General features: G+C 34.2%; 16 protein-coding genes and 2 pseudogenes. 3 read left to right on the forward strand and 15 right to left on the reverse strand.

What is annotated here, in order from left to right; all coding sequences use genetic code 11:
• Window positions 1-285 precede the first annotated feature (285 nt).
• The 3 genes and pseudogenes from EP747_RS25370 to EP747_RS12760 form a co-directional block, all read right to left on the reverse strand.
• Window positions 286-3,768 carry an Ig-like domain-containing protein gene (locus tag EP747_RS25370; protein WP_419179312.1) on the reverse strand — a complete coding sequence of 1,161 codons (3,483 nt, stop codon included), beginning with the start codon at window positions 3,766-3,768 and terminating at the stop codon, window positions 286-288.
• Window positions 3,757-5,304 (reverse strand): annotated as a pseudogene (locus EP747_RS25375) (S8 family serine peptidase); the annotation flags it as partial. The gene EP747_RS25370 and the pseudogene EP747_RS25375, both read right to left, overlap by 12 nt.
• A gap of 1,172 nt (window positions 5,305-6,476) precedes the next feature.
• Window positions 6,477-7,235, reverse strand: a complete 759-nt coding sequence (locus tag EP747_RS12760) for a metallophosphoesterase (RefSeq protein WP_129690487.1) — start codon at window positions 7,233-7,235, stop codon at window positions 6,477-6,479.
• Between the two features lie 226 nt (window positions 7,236-7,461).
• On the opposite strand from EP747_RS12760, the gene EP747_RS12765 reads away from it, so the two are divergent.
• Window positions 7,462-8,085, forward strand: a complete 624-nt coding sequence (locus EP747_RS12765) for a LysE family translocator (RefSeq protein ID WP_129690489.1) — start codon at window positions 7,462-7,464, stop codon at window positions 8,083-8,085.
• Between the two features lie 250 nt (window positions 8,086-8,335).
• Here EP747_RS12765 and EP747_RS12770 read toward each other — a convergent pair whose 3' ends face one another.
• The 6 genes from EP747_RS12770 to EP747_RS12795 all read right to left on the reverse strand — a co-directional run bounded on the left by EP747_RS12770 (window position 8,336) and on the right by EP747_RS12795 (window position 14,711).
• On the reverse strand, window positions 8,336-9,343 hold the full coding sequence (locus EP747_RS12770) for a PTS transporter subunit IIC (protein WP_129690491.1): 1,008 nt from the start codon (window positions 9,341-9,343) through the stop codon (window positions 8,336-8,338).
• Window positions 9,344-9,459: 116 nt separating this feature from the next.
• Entirely contained in the window at window positions 9,460-10,851 is a 1,392-nt protein-coding gene (gene argH, locus EP747_RS12775) for an argininosuccinate lyase (protein WP_129690493.1), read from the reverse strand.
• Window positions 10,852-10,878: 27 nt separating this feature from the next.
• Entirely contained in the window at window positions 10,879-12,093 is a 1,215-nt protein-coding gene (locus EP747_RS12780; protein WP_069033874.1) for an argininosuccinate synthase, read from the reverse strand.
• A 48-nt stretch (window positions 12,094-12,141) separates the two neighbouring features.
• Window positions 12,142-13,179, reverse strand: coding sequence for an ornithine carbamoyltransferase (argF, locus tag EP747_RS12785; RefSeq protein ID WP_129690495.1), 1,038 nt, complete (start codon window positions 13,177-13,179; stop codon window positions 12,142-12,144).
• 252 nt (window positions 13,180-13,431) lie between these two features.
• Window positions 13,432-13,875 carry a Dps family protein gene (locus EP747_RS12790; RefSeq protein ID WP_129690497.1) on the reverse strand — a complete coding sequence of 148 codons (444 nt, stop codon included), beginning with the start codon at window positions 13,873-13,875 and terminating at the stop codon, window positions 13,432-13,434.
• A 62-nt stretch (window positions 13,876-13,937) separates the two neighbouring features.
• Entirely contained in the window at window positions 13,938-14,711 is a 774-nt protein-coding gene (locus EP747_RS12795) for a nucleotidyltransferase domain-containing protein (protein WP_129690499.1), read from the reverse strand.
• A gap of 70 nt (window positions 14,712-14,781) precedes the next feature.
• On the opposite strand from EP747_RS12795, the gene EP747_RS12800 reads away from it, so the two are divergent.
• Complete coding sequence (locus EP747_RS12800) at window positions 14,782-15,066, forward strand: YciI family protein (RefSeq protein ID WP_129690501.1); 285 nt, start codon at window positions 14,782-14,784, stop codon at window positions 15,064-15,066.
• Window positions 15,067-15,128: 62 nt separating this feature from the next.
• On the opposite strand, the gene EP747_RS12805 is transcribed toward EP747_RS12800, so the two are convergent.
• From EP747_RS12805 to EP747_RS12820, 4 genes are all read right to left on the reverse strand, one after another.
• Window positions 15,129-16,076, reverse strand: coding sequence for an aminoglycoside phosphotransferase family protein (locus EP747_RS12805; RefSeq protein ID WP_129690504.1), 948 nt, complete (start codon window positions 16,074-16,076; stop codon window positions 15,129-15,131).
• Window positions 16,077-16,119: 43 nt separating this feature from the next.
• Window positions 16,120-17,382: an MFS transporter gene (locus EP747_RS12810; RefSeq protein ID WP_235832874.1), complete on the reverse strand. Its 1,263-nt coding sequence runs from the start codon at window positions 17,380-17,382 to the stop codon at window positions 16,120-16,122.
• A 19-nt stretch (window positions 17,383-17,401) separates the two neighbouring features.
• Window positions 17,402-18,070, reverse strand: coding sequence for an HAD family hydrolase (locus tag EP747_RS12815; protein ID WP_129690506.1), 669 nt, complete (start codon window positions 18,068-18,070; stop codon window positions 17,402-17,404).
• Between the two features lie 71 nt (window positions 18,071-18,141).
• Entirely contained in the window at window positions 18,142-18,687 is a 546-nt protein-coding gene (locus EP747_RS12820; RefSeq protein ID WP_129690508.1) for a GNAT family N-acetyltransferase, read from the reverse strand.
• Between the two features lie 376 nt (window positions 18,688-19,063).
• Between EP747_RS12820 and EP747_RS12825 the strand changes: the two genes are divergently transcribed.
• Window positions 19,064-19,675 (forward strand): DedA family protein, encoded by a 612-nt coding sequence (locus tag EP747_RS12825; protein WP_129690510.1) that lies wholly within the window; start codon window positions 19,064-19,066, stop codon window positions 19,673-19,675.
• Between the two features lie 49 nt (window positions 19,676-19,724).
• Here the strand turns inward: EP747_RS12825 and EP747_RS12830 are convergent.
• Window positions 19,725-21,812: pseudogene (locus tag EP747_RS12830) on the reverse strand (heavy metal translocating P-type ATPase); the annotation flags it as partial.
• A 72-nt stretch (window positions 21,813-21,884) separates the two neighbouring features.
• Entirely contained in the window at window positions 21,885-22,268 is a 384-nt protein-coding gene (locus EP747_RS12835; protein ID WP_129690514.1) for an ArsR/SmtB family transcription factor, read from the reverse strand.
• Window positions 22,269-22,293: the final 25 nt, after the last annotated feature.

Below are 22,293 nucleotides of genomic sequence, written 5' to 3' on the forward strand. Positions count from 1 at the left end.
AGGAAACAAAATTATTAAAATTATTCTAATCATATTGAATTTAGTATTCTGGCAAGTAAAAATAAGCTAACTTAAGGATCACTTTCGACTTTTATATTATTCGCCGATTGTTCTTATTTCTCACAAGAAACTTACCCTAATCCAAAAGACCTTTTAAAATAGAAAAGGGTGTCTCAAAAAGTACATTGACTTTTAAGACACCCCTTTTTCTCGTTTAGTAGATTTCAATAACCCTCCAAGCAGTACTTATGCCCATTTCGAAAGCTATAAATCTACTAAAATTGATTACTTAATTGTTACAGTACGTTTTACTTCAACGCTTTTGTTAGAAGCACGATCAATTGCATAAAGTGTAATCGTATTGTTACCTTTAGCCAATTTTGTTAAATTTACTGTAAATGTTCCACCAGTTGAAACTGTAATTTTTGTTACTACTTTGCTTCCAACTTTAACGTAAAGAGTTGAATAAGCTTCAGCAGTACCTTTAATAGAAACTTGATTTCTATTTTTAATTGTTAAACTTGAAATCTTTGGAGCATTTGGAGCTGTTTTGTCTAAAACTTTAATTGTTGTAGCTGTACTTTGGTTTCCAGCTTTATCTGTTGCAGTAACTGATAAGCTTGTACCAGCTTTTTGTTTAGTAATAGTGATACTAAATTTTCCTGTTGAATCAGCTGTACCTGTTACAATTACTTTGTTATTACTTTTCACTACAATCTTTGCATTTGCTTCTGTTAATCCTGAAATTTTTGAATCATTGTCATCAATTGGATTAACTTTTGGAGCATTTGGTGCTGTACGATCTAATACTGTAATTGAAGCTGTTTCGCTAGTGTTACCAGCTGCATCAGTAGCGATTACTGTTAATACAGATCCAGCTTTTTGTGAGTTGATTACAATATTAAATTTTCCTTCTTCATTTGCTTTTCCTGTTGCGATTGAATTGTTATTGTTTTTCACAACAACTGTTGCATTTGCCTCTGTGATGCCAGAGATTGATTTATCATTGTCATCAATTGCATTGATTGTTGGTACAATCGGTGCAGTACGATCTAATACGGTAACCGATACTTCTTTTTGACGACCAAGATCATCACTCGCAATTACATCTAAAACAGTTCCTGCTTTTTGTGACTTGATATCAATGCTATAGTTTCCATCCGTATCAGTTTGACCTGCTGCAACCATCAGATTTTGGTTATAAACCTCAATAGTGACACCTGGATCAGCTTTCCCAGTAATCGTCGTGTCATTGTCATCAACCGTATCCACTGTAGGCGTCATAAACGCTGTTGTTAGTTGAACAACGTTTGATTTACCTCCATTAAGCGTTCCGTTCAATCCACCCGTTACGATCAATCTGAATCGATAGAATGTATTATCTTTTAACCCTTTCACGACCGCACTTGTTGATTCGCCTGTGATTGGTGACGCGAGCTCCGCATTCGTCCAAGTAAAATCATCTGGCCATGTGATGCCATCTACGCTTGATTGCTGTTGAATTCGCAATCCGCCCCATACAGGAACAGGATCAACAGCTAGCCAGTTTAGTGTAACTGACTGACTCGTTTTTGATGCGACTTTAAACGTGTTCACATTGCTGTAAGTCTTTGTCAAATTAAAGTAATTTGTCGCGTACATGTCCTTGCCGTCAACTTTGATCACTTCTTTTGGTTTTGCTGTGACATCTGGATTTTTTTTGTAGATATTTGATGCAACAGACTGCATATCTTTTTTATCGACAATGCCGTCTTTGTTGAAATCTTCGATCAGGTAATTCTCAGTATTTCCTTGTCCCATTTTATCAAATACTTGTTTTGCATCTAACACATCAATGATGCCATCACCATTTACATCTCCAGCGAGCGCCGGTAGTTGCGTACCTGCAACGAATTTAAGCTCTCCGATGTCTTCGCCCCAAGACGTTTTTGTTCCTAGCTGCACTTTTTGAATGCTCTTTAAAAACCCTGGTGCTTCAAACACAATATCATATGGTTCAGTTGAAAGTGGAATGCCATGAATATCGATAAAGTTATCATCTGCAACGGTTCCTGGGTATTTTTTCCCATCCGCGCTTTGAGCGTATGCACTTGTGACAAATTTTGAAATGCCATTGTCTGCAAGTGGTGCAGTTACACCTTGAAGACGTGCAAACGACGTCACATACGAATGCTTAGGTATAATACGGAAGCTATTAACTTGATTAAATGCTGGTATTTCCGACGCCTTTGTTTCACCTTGCTTCGTGTAACTAAATGTTGTCGTATTTACGTCTGCATTTATTGTATTCCAAAGAACGTTCCACTCATCATTTTTTACTTTAAATGTTACATCAAGAAATGGAATATCTCCACTAAATCCTTCATCTCCAGTTAAATGAGCTCCTACTTTAACGATGTCTTGGCTGTTCATAACTGGGTTTGGATTTATGACTGGATCGTCAACTTTTACTGTAATGCCGTGTGCATCTGCGTATTCTTGGAATTTCTTATTGACCTTTACATCTGCAAATTGTAGATAGTCTTTATAGAAGCTAGCGTCATAAGAACCAGACATTAATTTTTCAACATTATTCAAATCCAATGTCATCGTCAATGTATCATTCAACGATACTCTTTGTTTATCGTATGTCGGCACGACATACGGTGAACCTTCCTTAATGAAAGCATAATGATAAAATTCATTCAATAGATGAGCGTTACCTGCTTTATCCATTGGGAATAAGATCATTGTTGCTGGGCCTTTTTCAATATCCTGTTTTTCAATCCCGAATTTTGCATTTCCTTTGTCATCAATAGGGAAATCTCCGTCTGGGAAAAACTTTTGGTTATAGTAATACCAAAGTATGTTTGATGATTGGGTCATGCCAAGTGGTGCTAATTTACTTGTTCCTTCATCGTATACATTGGTATGAACCCAAAATGCGTTATACGGATTCCCATTCATCATTTCAGTTGTAAAATCTGAGTCTTTTAACTCGTATACCTTACCTGGTGCATGATCTTTGAATTTCAGTTTTGGTAACGTGTTATCAATGACAAATAGTTGTAACGGTGAAAGGTATTTCGTTGTACCATCTAAATCAACCGCTCGAATTTGCGCATAATATTGACCGTCTGTTAATTTTCCATGTGGCGTTGTACTAGGTAATGATTTCACTTCATTCGGATCGCCCACATACTGATAATAATCTCCAGTATCAAACCCTGCAAAGATATCTCGATCAAGTAGTTTGGTTGCAGCGTTTGTTGCTTCTTCTCTTGGAGTAGTCGTGCCAAGCATTTGACCATCTTTGTCATAGATAAATATACGAACCGATTTCATTGGGCTATTTAATCTGTATTGCAAATAGGCCAGACCTGGTACAGGCATAAACGGGTGTGCTGGTTTCCAAAGCACTTGGCTAATCGCTGGGTTAGCCATTATGCTATTTCCAATCCCTTTATCAACGACACGAACAGCGAATGGTAAACGATAAGTCTCGCTAGGATTATCATGGTTTACAATATTCACATACCCTTCATATCTACCCGTTTTAGCAGTTGATGGAATACGAATCGTCGCTGTCAAATCAGCAGATGCGCCACCAGCAACCGTAACAGCTTGCGAAGAGGTTGTGATCGCTACCTGATTTGTTTGAGCATCAAGGACACCCGTTTTTGGTTTCGAGTATTCATACGTGATATCGAATGATTTCGATTCAGAACCTTTATTCTTAATCGTAATCGTTTTATTGCCTTCATTTATATCGTTTGTTTTTTTATAGATCGTCCCATAAGGTAGTGATCCTGTTTTATCGTCAATCAGAACATTCTGTGCACTTCCTGCATCGTAATTTAGCGTCTTATTTTGCACTTCAATCGCTACGCCTGAATGAACAGCGTCTTTTACATCGACTAATCCAGCCCCTACTTCGTAGACAGAATAGTCGCCTGATAATGGATCTGCTGTATTTTGTAACGCCTCTTTCACATCAGCAGGCGTGTAATCCGGGTGCGCTTGTAAAATAAGCGCTGCAATACCAGCGACATGTGGCGATGCCATTGATGTACCAGAAATACGAGCATACGCTGTTGAATAATCAATGCCAGGTTCTGGGCTATGAATGTCTTCTGGATACGTTGAATAAACAGACACACCAGGTGCAACAACATCAGGTTTGATATCATAACTTCCTTCAACTGGTCCTCTTGAGCTAAATCCTGCCAGATGCGTTCCCTCTGTCAACATCGAACCGACACTAGTAAAGGTAATTGAAGCAGAAGCTGCAGCAGTCTTTAAGCGCTCTCCATCCGCTTTTGTCAGGCGGAATGACGGGATTAACCCTGAATCTTCCGCTAAGTACGAATCAATTTCCCCATCCACATTGTTGTAAAGAAGGACAGCTACTGCGCCAGCATTTTTTGCATTCTTCACTTTGTCTGCTAAAGCATACGTTCCACGCTGAATTAACGCCACTTTTCCTGTTAAATTGATCGGTTGACCATTTTCATCTTTAAAATCATTAGCCCCACCTAAACCAACAGAAACAACAGGGTATGTTTTGTTTACAAGTGCGTTTAAATCATCATGAAAGCCTTTTCCTAACAGCTTCAAATTATTGAACGTTTCAGACCCAACCGTCGCTGATCCTGTCGGAATGTTCATCGGAAAGTCGCTTGCTCCAACTGTAATAGCAAGTGCCGCTGTTCCTGGGAATCGAACCGTACCTTCTCCTGGACCTGCGTTTCCTGCCGAAATCACACACGTTACACCAGCTATTGTCGCGTTATTAATCGCGATTGATTCTGGTGTTAACGGATCGTTCACTTGTCCACCTAGTGACAAGTTGATCACGTCCATTCCATCCGTTACCGATTTTTCAATCCCTGCAACAATCGCACTCTCTGTTCCGCTACCATAAGGACCTAACACACGATAGTCATATAATTCTACATTAGGAGCAACACCATTCGCCGGAAAAGTAACATTGTTTTTCCCTTGTGCAGCAATCGTTCCTGATACGTGTGTACCGTGATACGTTACATACTCATGACCTTCTACAGTTGGTTCGCCAGCTTTTTTCCAATCGTCAACCGTCGTTTCCATTGGATCCGCATCATTGTCAACAAAGTCCCACCCTTTTACAGTTGTAGGATCAATACTTGCCGGATCGACATTATCAACTTTTCGATACCCTTTATAGGCATCTGTTAAATCAGGGTGATTGTAATCAACTCCTGTATCAATGACACCAACTTTAATGCCTTTTCCATTAATGCCTTCTTTGTGCAAATCTTCAATCCCTGGAAGAGGAATTGAATTCTCTTCAATGGTGTCTGGATAATTATTCTGGTTTACTGAATTTTGTGAAGTTGCGTTTTGTTCGCTAGGGTCAAGCTTGACCACTTTATCTTCATAAATTTGACTAACTAGTCCAGAATCAAGTAATTTCCCGACTAACGTTCCTGGAAGTGTCATCGCCACCCCATTAAACGCGCGCTTATATTCTTGTGTAATCACAATGTCAGGATGGTTCTCAGGTTGAGACGAAACGTCGGTATTAGCTGTATAAGCAAATGTGCTAGTCTCGTTCGACCTTGTCTGTTGGGAACCGATTTGTTGAAGAAACTCTTTAAATAATTTATGACTATCAGACACATCTTGTTTAGCTTCTTTTAACGAAAGCTCATTTCCCTCTACTTGTTGTTGAAGGACAGCAATTTGTGCCGGAGCTTGTTTAAATTCAACAATTACACGAACTGGCGCTGCGTTGTTCACGTTAATGTCTGGATCGATTTTGACCTCATCACTTGTACTGAAATGAGTAAGTGCCTTTGTTTGCTCAGGTGTTACATGCAATCCGCTTGATGGCGTGCTGGTAGCGGTCCCTTGGATTGTATTTTGAATATTGCTTGCAGCCAAAACATTATAAGGCACCAGTGTAGAAAGTAATACTCCACTCATTGTTGCACTTGCAAGTACTTTTCTAACTCTATATTTCCCCAATTCTTTTTCCTCCTTTATGATAAAACTTGGTTCACTTTAAATGTTCAAATCTTATAAATTTTCTTAAGATTTATAAGTCAATTCTACTAAACTCGACATTTTTCTTGTATTGGGGGAATTTCTTACTTATGAACTAAATTTCATAAAAAAAATCCTTAAAATTGTTGAAATTTTGGGAATAATTTCAGTGATTTGAAAGAAAAAACAAAGAATAAATTCTATTTAGTCCTTCAATCAAAGCATTTAATCAGATTTGGGGGAATATGACTAATTTATTACAAATTATTTTATAGTTTTTTATTAAACCAAATATTAACATCATTTTTAATCATTATTTAATAAACCAATAGTTTAAAGTTTTACCTTTAATACCTTTTATTTGATTAGATTCTCGTTTTCTGTGTGGCAGACGATGAACTATTTTCATATCAAAATAAAAAACATGAAATACTTATGTATCTCATGTTCTATCTCACTTTTCTATAATCTTATATATTCTTAATAACAATATAATGAGTTTCCGGCCGTGCACTTAATCTAAGTGGTATAGTCGTAGTACCATATCCATTACTTATTAATTGTGTAATACCATTATACTTATGTGTTTTTCCTTTTTCATAAGGTCCGTATCCGAAAATCCTTATTTGGCCTCCATGAGTATGACCACTTAAAACAAGTGATACTCCATGTTCCCTCTCTAGTAACTTCAAAATTCTTGGATTATGACTAACTAAAAGCTTAAATGCGTTTGGTTTAACATCTTGAAAGGCAAGTTCAAGATCAACCTCTCCAGTTTTCAAATCATCTACCCCAATTAATGTCCATTCTCTTTGCAAATGATTGATCGTAACAGAAGAATTTTTCAAAACAGTTACATTCCATCTATTAAAAATATTCAGTAAATCCTTCTTTTCAATTTCGATATCATTATTTCCCCAAACAAAGTAGACTTTCCCAAGACTACATAGTTTTTGAATATTTTGTTCGACCCTTATAAGAGGCACTCCTTTTTCTAGTAAATCCCCGCCAATTATGACAAGATCAACTTGATTAGACATTCTATTTATAATAGAAGAATTTATTTTTCGTCTATGAATATCTGAAATAAACAATATTCTAATTGGCTTTTCAAGAGGAGCATTTGAAAAAGAAAATTCATGTTTTCTTACTATATTTAAATGAGCCTCTATAAACATATAAACTAACAACAGAAAACCTAGTAATATACAAATGAAAAAATAAATCATATAGCCCTCCATTTCCAGCATTAAAAGAAATACCTACTCGCCTAGCTTTTCTTAAAAAGGACTTTTGCTTCTATTATTTAATGTCCTTAATAATTCTCGCTGGATTACCTCGCACACATTAACCTCACCTTTAAAATCATTTTCCACCTATGTTTTCCGGCTTTCCCTGTCTTTTTCATGTTAAATTATTATAAAAATAAACAAAAAATTGATAGGAGGTACTTCATTGGATTTAACGATTTACTTGTCATTTATTGGTGTGTCTTTATTATTAATTATAGCACCTGGACCAGATAATATTTTTGTTATGGCACAAAGCATTTCATACGGAAAAAAAGAGGGAATTGCAACGGCATGTGGACTTTGCTCAGGAGTTACAATCCATACACTTGCTGCTTCGATTGGATTATCTGCCATCTTATATAAATCAGATGTTGCTTTTTCCATTTTAAAATACTTAGGTGCTTTTTATTTACTGTACTTAGCTTACCAGGCCTTTCGTTCGAGTAATGAAGTAGGCTCATTCACGAAACCAAAAAAACAAACTTTACCAGATTTATATCGTCGAGGATTTTTAATGAATGTACTAAATCCAAAGGTATCTTTATTCTTCCTAGCGTTTTTGCCTCAATTTATAGACAAAAGCGGTATAGCAGTTCCCCTACAGATGATCGTTTTAGGTTTAACTTTTATGGTATTAACTCTCATTGTATTTTCAATTATAGCGATTTTTGCAGGTAGCTTGGGTGAAAAACTGTTACAAAATGAGAAATCATCTAAAATTATCAATCTAGCACAAGGCATTATTTTTACAGGAATTGGATTAAAACTATTCTTTATGGATCGATAAAATTGTGATTTTATAAGTAGTCGTGAACAGAAAAATGAGTACTGTGACTAGTACTCATTTTCTTTTTTGGGGAAGTAACTATTTCAAGGTTTTTATTGTATTTCGTTTTGTTTTAGTCGATTCACTATCTATTGTATCGTTATCTTTCGAAATTAGTAGGTTTCACTCTAATTATTCATGATAAGTGAGCCCTTATTTGCAGTTTTCGTATCTTTATTTGCAGCTCATCAACATATAGCACTCAATATTTTTATAATATTTTCAACTCTCCAGCTTTAATCATATTTGCTTGTTTTAAGAATAAGTACACGATATACGAAACGATTCCAGGTACTAATACGTATGTAACAATCATTGGAATCATAACTGTACTTCCGTAAGTAGCTAATAAATTCATTGGGGCAACTAATGCGCATAACCCTAAGCCTGCGATTTCTTTTGGTGCTTCAATATGAAATAAGAAAGCTGATACTGGTCCTGCCACAGCACTTGCAACTATGGTTGGTATAAGTATCCTAATATTCCTAGTTACATTTGGTAGCTGTAATTTTGGCGTGATAATTAATAAACCAAGAATACTTCCTGGATCATTCTCTCGTGCAGAGATCACAGCTAAACCTACAAATTGCGCTGCACATCCCGCTAATGCAGCTCCGCCAGCTATTCCATCTAAATTCAATGCGATCGCTAATGCAGCTGAGGAAGCAGGTGAAACAATTAATATTCCCCACACCACTGCTAATACAATCGAAGCAATAATTGGCGAACCTTCTGTTGAACCTTTAATAAAATTCCCAACCGCTATTAAGATCGGAGAAATCCATTTTGATAAATATAATCCAACTAAACCTGAAATTAAGATTGCAAATAAAGGCACAACCATTAAATCTAGTTTCGTTTTACCTTGAACTGCTTTTCCAATCAGAATTGCAACTAATGCTGATAATAATGCTCCTACTGGTTCACCCATTTTAATGGTCATTGCCGTATCTACCATCAATAATGCCCCGGAACCGATTAATGCAGCTGCCATTGCAGAAAAAATGATTAACGTACTTGATTCTAATAAAACGGCTATACCTGCGCCAATAGCTGGTGCCATTAATAACTTAGTTGAAAATCCAATCGTCATTAAAGATTCAAAATGAAAAATTTTTCCAATACTCTCAAGTAAAGAACCGATACCGATCATTACAAAAACAGCATGTGCTATACCTTCTGATGCTCTAAATACCCTACTTTTTTCTTGCTTACTCATATAATACCTACCTTTTTTTAGTAACTACTTCTAGTATTTGCATAATGAATAGAAAATTATTATAAATAGAAGCACAAAAAAGCGTCCAAAGAAATTGGACGCTTTCAATTAGAAAATTATACCATATTAGTTGTGATGCTTAAACACTCTTCCGCTTTCATTATTTGTTTCCAAACTTCATTAGTAGAAGTTCCACCTTCACTAATTCTTGCTTCCATAACCGTTTTTGGATTTAATGTATGATAAATATCTTCTTCAAACACTTCATTAATCATCTTAAATTCCTCAAGATTTAATTCCCCAAGAAATTTATGTTTCTCTATAGCATATAGAACCGTTTTTCCAACGATTTCATGAGCTTGGCGGAATGGAATATTTTTTCGAACTAAGTAATCAGCAAGGTCAGTAGCGTTTGAATAATCATTTTTAACAGCTTCATACATGCGAGTTTCGTTTACTTTCATTGTATCGATAATTCCCGAAAGTAATTGCAGTGCTCCTACAACAGTATAAACAGTATCAAACATACCTTCTTTATCTTCTTGCATGTCCTTGTTATATGCTAAAGGTAGTCCTTTTAAAACTGTTAATAACCCGATTAAGCTACCATAAACTCTCCCTGTTTTACCACGAAGTAATTCTGGAACATCTGGATTTTTTTTCTGTGGCATAATACTAGAGCCGGTACAAAAAGCATCGTCTAATTCAATAAACTGAAATTCTTGGCTAGACCAAATGACAAATTCCTCTGATAGTCTAGAAATATGTGTCATAAGTAATGACGAATCAGAAAGGAACTCTACGATAAAATCACGATCGCTTACTGCATCTAAACTATTATGATAAATGTCACTAAAACCAAGTAATTCAGCAGTTCGATGACGGTTAATTGGAAATGTAGTTCCAGCTAATGCACCTGCACCTAATGGTGAAATATCTACTCGTTTTATACTATCTTTGAAACGGCTCTTGTCACGCTCAAGCATCCAAAAATACGCAAGTAAATGATGTGCAAATGAAACAGGCTGTGCTCTTTGTAAGTGCGTATACCCAGGCATAATTGTATTTACATGCTTTTTTGCTTGCGTAACGATTTTATTTTGAACTTCTTCAATTAAATGAATAATGGAGGACGTATTATTTTTTAAAAAAAGGTGCATATCCGTTGCTACTTGATCATTTCGACTGCGCCCTGTATGTAGTTTTCCACCTACAGGACCGATTTCTTCAATTAACAAGCTTTCGATATTCATATGAATATCTTCATTTTCAATACTAAATTGAACTTCATTTTTCTCAACTTTTTTTAATATATTATTTAAACCTTCTATTATTAGTTCAGCTTCATTGATTTCAATTATGCCACATTCTCCAAGCATGGTTGCATGTGCGATACTACCAGCTATATCTTCTTTAGCCATTATTTGATCAAATTCAATTGATGCCGTAAATTCTTCTACTAATTGGTTTGTCTCCTTCGTAAAACGTCCGCCCCAAAGTTTTGACATAACTGCCTCCTTAATCCACCCTATATTTTATTTACTTAAAACTGTATTTTTCTGTGTAACTTCGCTATATACCTTTGTTGGTAATCCCCATAGTTTAATAAAGCCTACCGCTGCATTATGATCAAATAAATCACCCTTTGAATAGGTTGCAAGCTCTTCATTATATAGACTAGTTTCCGATTTTCTACCTACTACTGTATGAGTGCCTTTAAATAATTTCACACGAACAATACCACTCACTGTTTCTTGTGTTGTATTGACAAACGCATCTAAAGCACCCATTAAAGGTGAATACCACAATCCATCGTAAAGCATTTTTGAAAATTGTTGTTCAATACTTACTTTAAAATTTGTCACCTCACGAGGTAATGTAAGGAACTCTAATTCTTTATGAGCATTGATTAAGATTAGCGCTGCTGGATTTTCATATACTTCACGCGACTTTATGCCTACTAATCTATTTTCAATATGGTCGATTCTTCCAACACCGTGCTTTCCACCAAGAACATTTAATTGTTCAATTAGTTGAACTAGGTCAATAGGTTGACCGTTTAAGCTAACAGGTACACCTTTTGAAAATTCAATTTCAATATATTCAGGAACATCCGGAGTATTTTCAATGGCATTCGTCCAATCAAAAGCTTCTTCCGGTGCTTCATTCCATGGATTCTCTAATACACCTGCTTCACAAGCTCTTCCCCAAATATTTGCATCAATTGAAAATGGATTATCTAGATCGACCGGAATTGGAACACCATTTTCATGAGCGTACTGTATTTCCTCATCACGAGTCATACCCCATTCACGAACAGGCGCCACTACTTTAAGATTCGGATTCAAGGCCATTACTGAAACTTCGAAACGAACTTGATCATTTCCTTTTCCAGTACAACCATGTGCTACTGCAACTGCACCTTCTTGCTTTGCTACATCGACTAATAGTTTTGCGATTAAAGGTCTTGATAGAGCAGATGATAGTGGATACTTTCCTTCATATAATGCATTCGCTTTTAGAGCCGGGACAATATATTCATTTGCAAATAAGTCCTTTACATTGATCATATATGACTTAATTGCTCCTAAATTTAACGCCTTTTGACGAACAGCTTCAACATCTTTCCCTTCACCTAGATCAAGACAAAGTGCAATCACATCGTAGTTATATTTCTCCTGTAACCATTTAATACAAACTGATGTATCTAAACCACCTGAATATGCTAAAACAATTTTTTCATTTCCCATGTTATTACCCCCGATTAGATTATTAAAAAATATAATAGATTTTTAGAATTATAGATTACCCATTAATGCAACTAAGATTGCTTTTTGAGCGTGAAGTCGATTTTCAGCTTCATCAAATACCACCGAATGCTTACCATCAATTACTGAAGCTGTTACTTCTTCCCCTCTATGTGCAGGTAAGCAGTGCATAAATAAATAATCTTCTTTTGCGTTTTCTAATAAGTGATCATTTACTTGATACGGGCTAAAATCTTTTAAGCGAATATCAGTCTCTTCCTCTTGCCCCATACTGGTCCAAACATCCGTTATCACAACATCAGCTCTACTTACACCATCTACAGGATTATTAACTACTTCAATAACACTTCCAGTTGTTTTTGCAACATGCTTCATCGATTGAAGTACAACTTTATTAGGTTCATACCCAACGGGACATGCAATCGTTAAATAAACACCCAGCTTAGCTGCACCTTCAATTAAAGAATGACAGATGTTATTATTTCCATCTCCAACATAAGCAATCTTCAAACCTTTTAATCTACCTTTATGCTCAAGAATTGTTAAGAAATCAGCCATAATTTGAGCAGGATGGTGCAGATTTGTTAAACCATTAATAACTGGAATTGACGAGTGCTCAGCAAACTCGGTCAACATCTCATGAGTATTTGCTCGAATCATGACTCCATCTACATAACGAGAAAATACTTTCGATGTATCATGAACAGTTTCTCCTCGACCAAGTTGTAAATCTTTACTGCTCATAAAGATTGCATGGCCACCTAATTGCATCATGGCAATTTCAAATGAAAGTCTCGTTCTAGTAGAATTCTTTTCAAAAATCATCCCTAGTACTTTGCCCTTTAAATAAGGATGTGCCTCTCCTGCCTTTTGCATATTTTTCATCTCTAATGATTTTTCAAGTAAGAATAATAATTCACTTGATGAAAACTCACTTATAGAAAGAAAATTTTTCCCTTTAAAATCCGACCATTTTACAGAGCTAAAATTTCCTTTTGTAACATTCCCTTTTGTCTTTTGAATATAACCATTTTTCTTTACATGGTTTTCTTTCAATACTTTACTCATAAATCCATCCCCTTTTTTTAGAAGCTCAGATTCTTATATAATGAATGATTATACACAAATATAAATAATTATACAATCGGTTTTTTAGTTTTTTTTGGTAATTTTTTATAAATAATTTTAACGTGTCATTAAAACCCTTACAAACACTTACTTCACAAAAGAAAACAAGAAAATAAATACGGATAAAATAAAAAAAGATGAATTAACCAATCATATTTAATGATTGATTAATCCACCTTTTTTAATATTTATTCATTTACCAAGAAATGACTTTAACATCCAAAGCATCTTTTCAATTTCAGCAATCTTACCTAGAAATAAGTCAGCTGTTTCTTGATCATTACTTTCTTCTGCAATTGAGATTACATCACGCGATTCTTGTACAACTTTTTCATAATCTTTAATCAGATCAGATACCATTTCTTCTGCAGAAAACGTATGATTACCTTCTTTAATCGTAGCCGTTTCTAAGTATTCACGAAGTGTTGCAATTGGTTTTGCACCAATTGTTAAAATTCGTTCTCCTAAATCGTCTACCATTAATTTTGCATCATCATAATACAATTCAAATTTTTCATGTAGAGTAAAGAAATTCGGTCCTTTTACATACCAATGATAGTTATGTAATTTTACATATAATACATTCCAATTCGCAAGTTGTTGATTTAATAGACTTTCTAAATTTGCCAACTTCATTCACACTCCAATTTCTTTGTTAACATACAAAGAAATTTTTCCCAAAAAGTGTGCAGTCTATTCTATTTTTCCCATGAATGTTCAATTGTAGTTCGAAATAGTTCGTTTAAGTTCCGGGTATTCACCTTGTTTGACTCAGTAATCCCCTTAACATACTCTTCAAAAAACTGAATTTTATTTTCAATAAAATCATTTAATACTTTTTTTCTAGGCTCTAGATCTAATTCTTCACCTTGTTTTTTTCGGATTAATAACTTGTCTACTTTTTCTAAAAATTCCTGTTCTAACCCTTCCATCTCTAAAAGTTCATCAAACAAAATTGGAGGAATTTCATTATATTTTTGGATCCATATACAAGCTAAAATTGGTCTTAATACATAAAAATACTTTTTAATTTTAACTACTTCCCCTTGCAAATAATCACGGTAATTACCTTTTGCCATATGGAGATAATGGTATATACACGCCTTTTTAGAAAGAATTTCATTACCAATTTTTCTTAATTCTACTGAAATCGTTAAATCATCATGATAAACAATTGGAGATCTTAACCATTCTAATAAGGCCGGGTTTGATTTTGCAAAAAGATTAAGTGCCTTTTTTAAGTCCCACCCACTAAAGTCGAGTAAATCATTGATTGGATATTCAATTACGTCACGTTTTTGGTCAATGCTTAAATACCAATCTTTGCGATGAACATAGACAAAACGTACATCATAATCACTGTCTTTAGATGGAAATCCCCACGCTCTACTACCGGACTCAACTGCAAATAGTATTTTTACGTCATGTTCGGATTCTATTTGTTTTAGTTTTTCTATAATGATTTCCTGCATATTTATCTCCCTTACAATTAGTGATTACGTGCTATAGTATAATTATTATAATCGATTGGATGTGGCTTAAGTGGAAAACTTTATTTATGTTTTAAAACCAGTTCGATCAACTTTTTTACATGATTCAACGGAAGATGAACGAAATATAGTATCAGAGCATTTTCATTATCTACAGAACTTAAATAAAGAAAAGACGGTATCTTTAGCAGGAAGAACCGAACAAGCTGAATTTGGTATTGTCATCTTAAAAACAGAAAGCCTACATGATGCAAAAGAAATCATGCAAAATGACCCGGCTGTTAAAAAGAATGTAATGTCTGCTGAATTATATCCTTTTTTAATTGCATTAAATTAAATACTAAAAGTGCATCGAAATTGACTAATCCAAGCCACTCTCGATGCACTTTTTATCATTAATTACTTAAAATTAAAAAATATATTTTCTAATTCTTTTAACGTAATAGCTTTCTTAGCTACTTCAGACTTTTCTTGATAGAAACTTATATTACTAAAACGATGTAGTAATAAATAGGTCATTAATTCTTTTTGTAAGCCCTCGTTTAATTCGTTATTCGTATAGCCATAGCTCTCTAGAAAAATTTTATTTAGTCCTTCAAATGGATAAAAAATAAACGCTATTGGCCCAAGTAAATCATATTTTGAGTTTCCTACAAAGCAATCAGCAAAATCAATTAAACCAGTAAACCTCCACATGTCATCAACTTTATTCATGATTAAATTAAATGGTGTGTATTCTCCGGTTAATAACACGATCTGTTCTTTTCCTTGCAATGTTTTATCTTCTACATAGCTTGTTAATTGGTTAAATAATTTCTCATTCATTCCGTTGTTTTTATGATGGTTTTCTACTTGCTCTAATTGATTCGTAATAAATTGCTTCCAATGATCAATATCATCTTGTTTTGTTGAGATCGTTGCGTCATGGATTTCTCTTATTATTTTTCCCAAATCAAACGCAATTTGCTTTTTCTCCTCAAACGACAGTTCATCAAAAACATCAATTAAAAGAGTCCCTTTTAGTTCACTCATTATTAAATAGCTCCAACCTTCAAATTGACCAGTTGAAATTAATTTAGGAACATCTACAGATAGAGTTCGACCGTTTAAAAACTCAAGAACCTGCTTCTCCTTTATGAACTCGTCATTCACATAAGAAGGATATAATTTAATTACAATTTCACCATCTATACTAAAAACAATATTTCCACCATACGAAAATCGAGTAAGCTTTTCATAATCGACCTTTTCAAACTCACAAATTTTACGAATCTTTCCTTCCCAAAAACAATTTTTCTCCCGCATTATTTTATATTTATCTTTTGTTATTTTATAAAGATAGGTCATTCATTCTACCTCAATTATTAAATTATTTTTAAAAAATTTCCTTCTACGCAGAAAGATTTTGATTTAATACCGCTCTTCTTTTAATATTAAGTACAAATAAAGTTGCAACTAAACAAAAAATTCCTGCTGCAATAAAGATTGATTGGTAGGCATTTAACCAAGAATAAACTAAACCTCCACCATATGCTGCAGCTCCAGCACCTAATTGATGGGCAGTATAAATCCATCCATAGATTACCCCTACCTTCTCTTTACCAAAATGATCCGTCGCTAGTTTAATAGTTGGAGGAACTGTAGCAATCCAATCCATCCCATAGAAAATGGCAAAAGCACTTAAATAAATGATTGAATTAGTAGATAAAGCAAAAGGAAGAATAAGTAATGATAATCCTCTTAAACCATAATACCAAAATAATAACCAGCGATTATCAAAGCGATCGGAAATATATCCGGATAAAGTCGTTCCAATAATATTAAATATTCCCATGAACGCTAAAATACTAGCAGCCGTGACCTCTTTATATCCATAATCGATACAAAGTGAGATAAAATGAGTACCGATCAAACCACTAGTTGAAAAGCCACAAACGAAGAAACTTCCCGCTAATAACCAAAAAACTTTCGATTTAGCACCTAATTTTAACCCATCAAAAGCTGCCTTCACTGGATTAACATTGTTCGCTTGCTTCTTATTACTTTTTTCAGCCCCTAAAGGTAAAACCCCAACATCTGCTGGATCATTCTTCATAAAAATCCAAAGTAAAACATAAATCAAAACACCAAAAGAAAATATGGTTAAAACAGCATTTCTCCATGAATAATTTTCAACAATATATGCCATAAGCGGCAGGAAAACAAGTTGACCGGCTGCTGAACTAGAGGTTAAAAGACCTAACGCTAAACCACGCTTTTTTTCAAACCAGGTAGTTGCAACATACGCATTTAACACCGTCAAAAATGCCCCTGCACTTAATCCAATAATGATTCCCCAAATGATAAATAAATGCCAAATTTGCGACATAATTGTTGTTAGTAAAATAGCCATTAATAAGGTTCCCATACCTACTAGCAATACTTTTCTAACACTAAACTTTTGATATAAGCCAGCAATAAATGGACCAGAGAATCCAACAAGAGTTATACAAATCGCAAACGCACCAGAAATTGATGCTCTACTCCAACCGAATTCCTTTTCGAAAGGAATCATCATCACTCCAGACATCGTATTTGTTACAGCAGCAATAATGACGGCTAAGAAAGTAACGATTAAAATAATCCAAGCATAATGTATTTTTCCACTCTTCAATCAAACTCCTCCTTCATTATTAGACCATTATCTTTCTCTCATTTAATAAAATTTTTTTCAGTTGATCTACACTATTAATAATTGCATTCGCCCCTGCATCAGTTAATTCTAATTCACTTCCATAACCGTAAGTTACTCCAATCGAGTCAATATTAGCGATTTTTGCACCAATTATATCGTGAAATCGATCCCCAACCATTACCGAGTCTTCCTTAGAAAGATCATTATTCTTTTCAAAAATATACTCAATTATCTCGCCTTTATCGATTCTTGTGCCGTCTAGTTCACTTCCAACAATTTGAATAAAGAACTCATCGAGTTGGAAATGGCTCAATATTTTCCTTGCGAAACTAGTTGGTTTCGAAGTTGCTACATATAATCTTTTTTTCTCTTTTTGCAAATCGCTTAGAAGTTCACGTATCCCATCATATACATTATTTTCAATAATACCATTCATTGAAAAGTATTCGCGAAAAAAACGAACTGCATTTAATAATTCTTTTTCATTAAATTGACAAATTTCAGAAAAAGATCGCTGAATAGGAGGTCCTATAAATTTTAAGAGCTCTGATTCTAATGGAATAGGTTGATTCATTTTCTGCAATGCATACTTTACCGAGTTCAAAATCCCTACCTTTGGATCGGTCAGTGTACCATCTAAATCAAACAAGATTGTATTATAAGTCATTATTTTCTTCCTCCATCATTAATACTCCACAAAAAAGCGTTAGCATTTATAGCTAACGCAAATTGATTCATTTAAATTTTCCATTCCTTTTTCAACATACTGTAAACAGCTATATCATAATACTTTTCTCTAATTTGCTGTGCTTCTCTTTGGACACCTTCTTGTTTAAAATTTAAACGTTCAGGAATTGCCCTACTCTTCCCATTTTCAACAGCTGCTCTAATCACAACTCGATTAAGATTAAGCTCATCATAACAATACGAAACTAAACCTTTTACAGCACGGGTCATTATTCCTTTACCTTGCATATGTTCACTTAACCAATAACCTAATTCAGTTGTTTGATTCGACCAGTCTATATAATGTAATCCCAACATACCTACTAGTTCATTTTTATAAAAAATTCCCGCTTCAAAGCCATTATTATCTGCAAATTTTTGTAGCCACATAGGTATAATCGATTTTTGATAGTCCTCGATCAATGGAATATTTTCAGCCCATACTAACCATTCTTTTAAGGAGTTTTGATTTTCCTTTAGCGCCTCTACTAATGTTGCTGCATATTTTTGTGTTAATAAATTGATTGATAAATCCTCACTTATTTGAACCTTAAACATGTCCATCCTCCTTTTTTACAAAGACATTATTCCTAAATAGCTAATTACATTTCTTCAGATTTAGGAGAAGTATTGTAACAAAATCTAATTTCTGCTTTTATATTAATCTACTATATTTCTCTATAAACGGATCTAAATCCTCTGACTTTCAAAAAGAAATTTAGCTTCAATAAAGTTTTGATCCCTACAATACTATTCCATTGTTCACCAGACGTAAAATCTACATTTTATTAGGTGTTTTGTTTATTATATTTATGTAACAACTTTCACAATCACTTGCATAAATCACTAGTTACATAGTATATTTTTTCACAAGGAATATTAAAAATCTCTAATTATTTCTTAAAAAAATAAAAATCAAACCTGAGGTAAGTTCATGCAAAACTGGATTATTGAAACGATGGATACATTTGGCTATTTAGGTATTTTTTTATTAATCGCATTAGAAAACATATTTCCCCCAATTCCTTCCGAAGTAATTTTAACGTTTGGTGGGTTCATGACTACAGAATCTTCACTATCTAAAATAGGTGTTATTTTCTTTTCAACTTTAGGATCAGTAATGGGAGCAATCATACTTTTTTGGATTGGTACTTTACTAGATATAAAAACGTTAGAAAAAATCGTAGACCGTTGGGGGCATTTTTTACGTTTAACTAAAAAGGATGTCCATAAAGCAGACGAATGGTTTTCAAAATACGGTGTTTGGACAGTCTTTTTCTGTAGACTAATTCCATTAATACGTAGTTTAATTTCTATACCAGCTGGAATGGCTCGAATGAATTTTTGGATCTTTTTGTTATTTACAACTTTAGGCTCATTAATATGGAATACAATTTTAGTTTTAGTTGGTGCATCAGTCGGTGCATCCTGGGAAAAGATTGTTGAGTATATGGATGTGTATTCAAGTATTATTTATGGAATTTTAGCGATTGGATTGGTCGTTATTATCTGCCTTTTTATCAAAAAAAGAAAACGCTCTGCTTAAATAAGAAGAAAAAACTCAGACTAATTTCGTTTAGTCTGAGTTTTTAGCTTTATTTATGTCTTAGTACTCTCATCGAATTCAATACAGCTAATACAGTAACTCCAACATCTGAAATGACTGCTTCCCACATTGTAGCTATTCCGATCACACCTAGTAATAGGAAAAATCCTTTTACTGCTAAAGCAAAAAAGATGTTTTGCCATACAATTTGTCTTGTACGTTTAGCTATTTTAATTGCATCTACGATTTTTGAAGGTTCATCCGACATTAATACAACATCAGCAGCCTCGATCGCTGCATCGGAACCAATGCCGCCCATTGCAATTCCTATATCTGCTCGAGCTAAAACTGGTGCATCATTAATACCGTCCCCAACAAATGCAATTTTTTCTTTCGATGATTTTATTTTTTCTATCAATTCAAGCTTTTCTACTTTCTGATCTGGAAGAAGCTCTGAATAAATATAATCTATTGCCAATTCTTTACCTATACTTTTCGCAACTGAGTTAGAATCACCAGTTAACATGACGGTCTTTTTAATTCCAACTTTTTTAAGCTCAATTATTGCTTTTTTCGCGTCATCTTTAAGTTGATCAGCAATGACAATTGATCCTATAAAATGCTTATTTTTTGCTAAATAAACTGTTGTGCCTACTTCTCTCGTTGGTTCATATAATATTGAATGACTTTCCATTAGTCTTGAATTCCCTACTAATAGTGCGTCTCCATTAATCGTAACGCTAATTCCATGTCCCGCAATTTCAAAATAGTTAGATAGCTTTGCTTCAACAATATCTTTACCATACTTTTGACGAATTGATAATGCGATTGGATGAGTAGAATAAAACTCACCATAAGCAGCTAATTCCAGTAACTCCTCTTTCGAATGACCACGTGTAGGTATAATTGAGCTTACTTGGAATTGCCCTTTCGTTAACGTTCCAGTTTTATCAAACACAATATATTTCAAATCATTTAATGCTTCTAAATAATTACTTCCTTTTACTAATACTCCCGATTTTGAAGCTGCTCCGATTCCTCCAAAAAATCCTAAAGGAATTGAAACAACTAGAGCACATGGACATGAAATAACTAGGAAAATTAATGCTCGATATACCCAATCATATAATGTTTCACCAGGAATAATAATTGGTGGGATGATTGCAATAATAGCTGCTGTAATAACAATGATCGGTGTATAAATCTTCGCAAATTTAGTGATAAAATTTTCAGTAGGTGCCTTTTTATTTGTTGCATTTTGAACAAGTTCTAATATTTTTGATACTGTCGATTCATTAAATTCCTTCGTGACTTCAATTTCAAGTAAACCTTGAACATTTATAAATCCACTTAATACTTCATCACCTTCAAATATTTCTCTTGGTAATGACTCACCAGTTAATGCAGATGTATCAACACTTGAAAATCCACTTTTTACAATACCATCTAACGGAACCCTTTCCCCAGGTTTAACGATGATCATATCACCAATTTGAATCTTTTCAGGAGATACTTGTTCAGTTTTGTCACCATTTTTTAAATTAGCATAATCAGGACGTATATCCATTAATTTCGAAATCGAATTCCGTGATCGATTTACTGCAATACTTTGGAACAATTCACCTAGCTGATAAAATAGCATTACCGCAACAGCTTCGGGGTACTCTCCAATAATAAATGCACCAATTGTAGCTACTCCCATTAAAAAATTCTCATCAAATACTTGCCCTCTAAAAATATTTCGAATAGCTTTTAAAACAACGTCAGCACCTGCTATTAAATAGGCAGCTATAAAAATAATCAATTGATAGAGCATTGGTACATTAAGTAATTGAGCTAAAATTAATAAAGCAGTACCGACCCCTAATTTAACAATAAGTTTTTTTGTTTCAACATTCATTTTCTGTTGCTTCTCTTGCCCAAGTTTTGAATCCATTTTTGGAACAGGATTAATATGCGGTTCTAATACACGAATCTTATCTTTAGCGCTCTCAATAACTGATTCTTTTTGTTCCTCACTCGTCGTAATTGTCATCGTTAATGTTGCAAAATTAACTGAACATGCATCAACGCCTTCAAGTGTGGAAACTCCTTTTTCAATCTTCATTGCACAATTAGCGCAATCAAGCCCTTCTAATTTTAATTCACTATTTACTTGTCTTTGCCCCCTACTCAACAAACTCAACTCCTCTCTCAAAAAACACCTATATTAATCCTCTAAAATATGCTCTAGTGCTTGATTGAAAATTTGCGTAACATGATCATCTTCTAACGAATAATAAACTACTTTACCTTCTTTACGATTTTTTACTAAATGCGCTTGTTTTAATACACGTAACTGATGAGATATAGATGATTGAGTCATTTCTAATAAATAAGCTAGGTCACATACACACATCTCAGATTGACTCAATGCATGTAATATTCTCGTTCTCGTCTTATCTCCAAGAACTTTAAAAAGTTCTGCTACTCCTGTCAGTGTTTCAATATTTAACATACTTTCTTTTACTGAAAGAATTATATCCTCATGCATAACCGTTTGTTGACAAGCTTCTTCACAAACTTCGTCAACTTTCTTCTTTTCTTCAATCATAAACTGTCCTCCTATGAATACATGA

The organism is Gottfriedia acidiceleris, assembly GCF_004138285.1.
Taxonomy (GTDB): Bacteria; Bacillota; Bacilli; order Bacillales; family Bacillaceae_G; genus Gottfriedia; species Gottfriedia acidiceleris_A.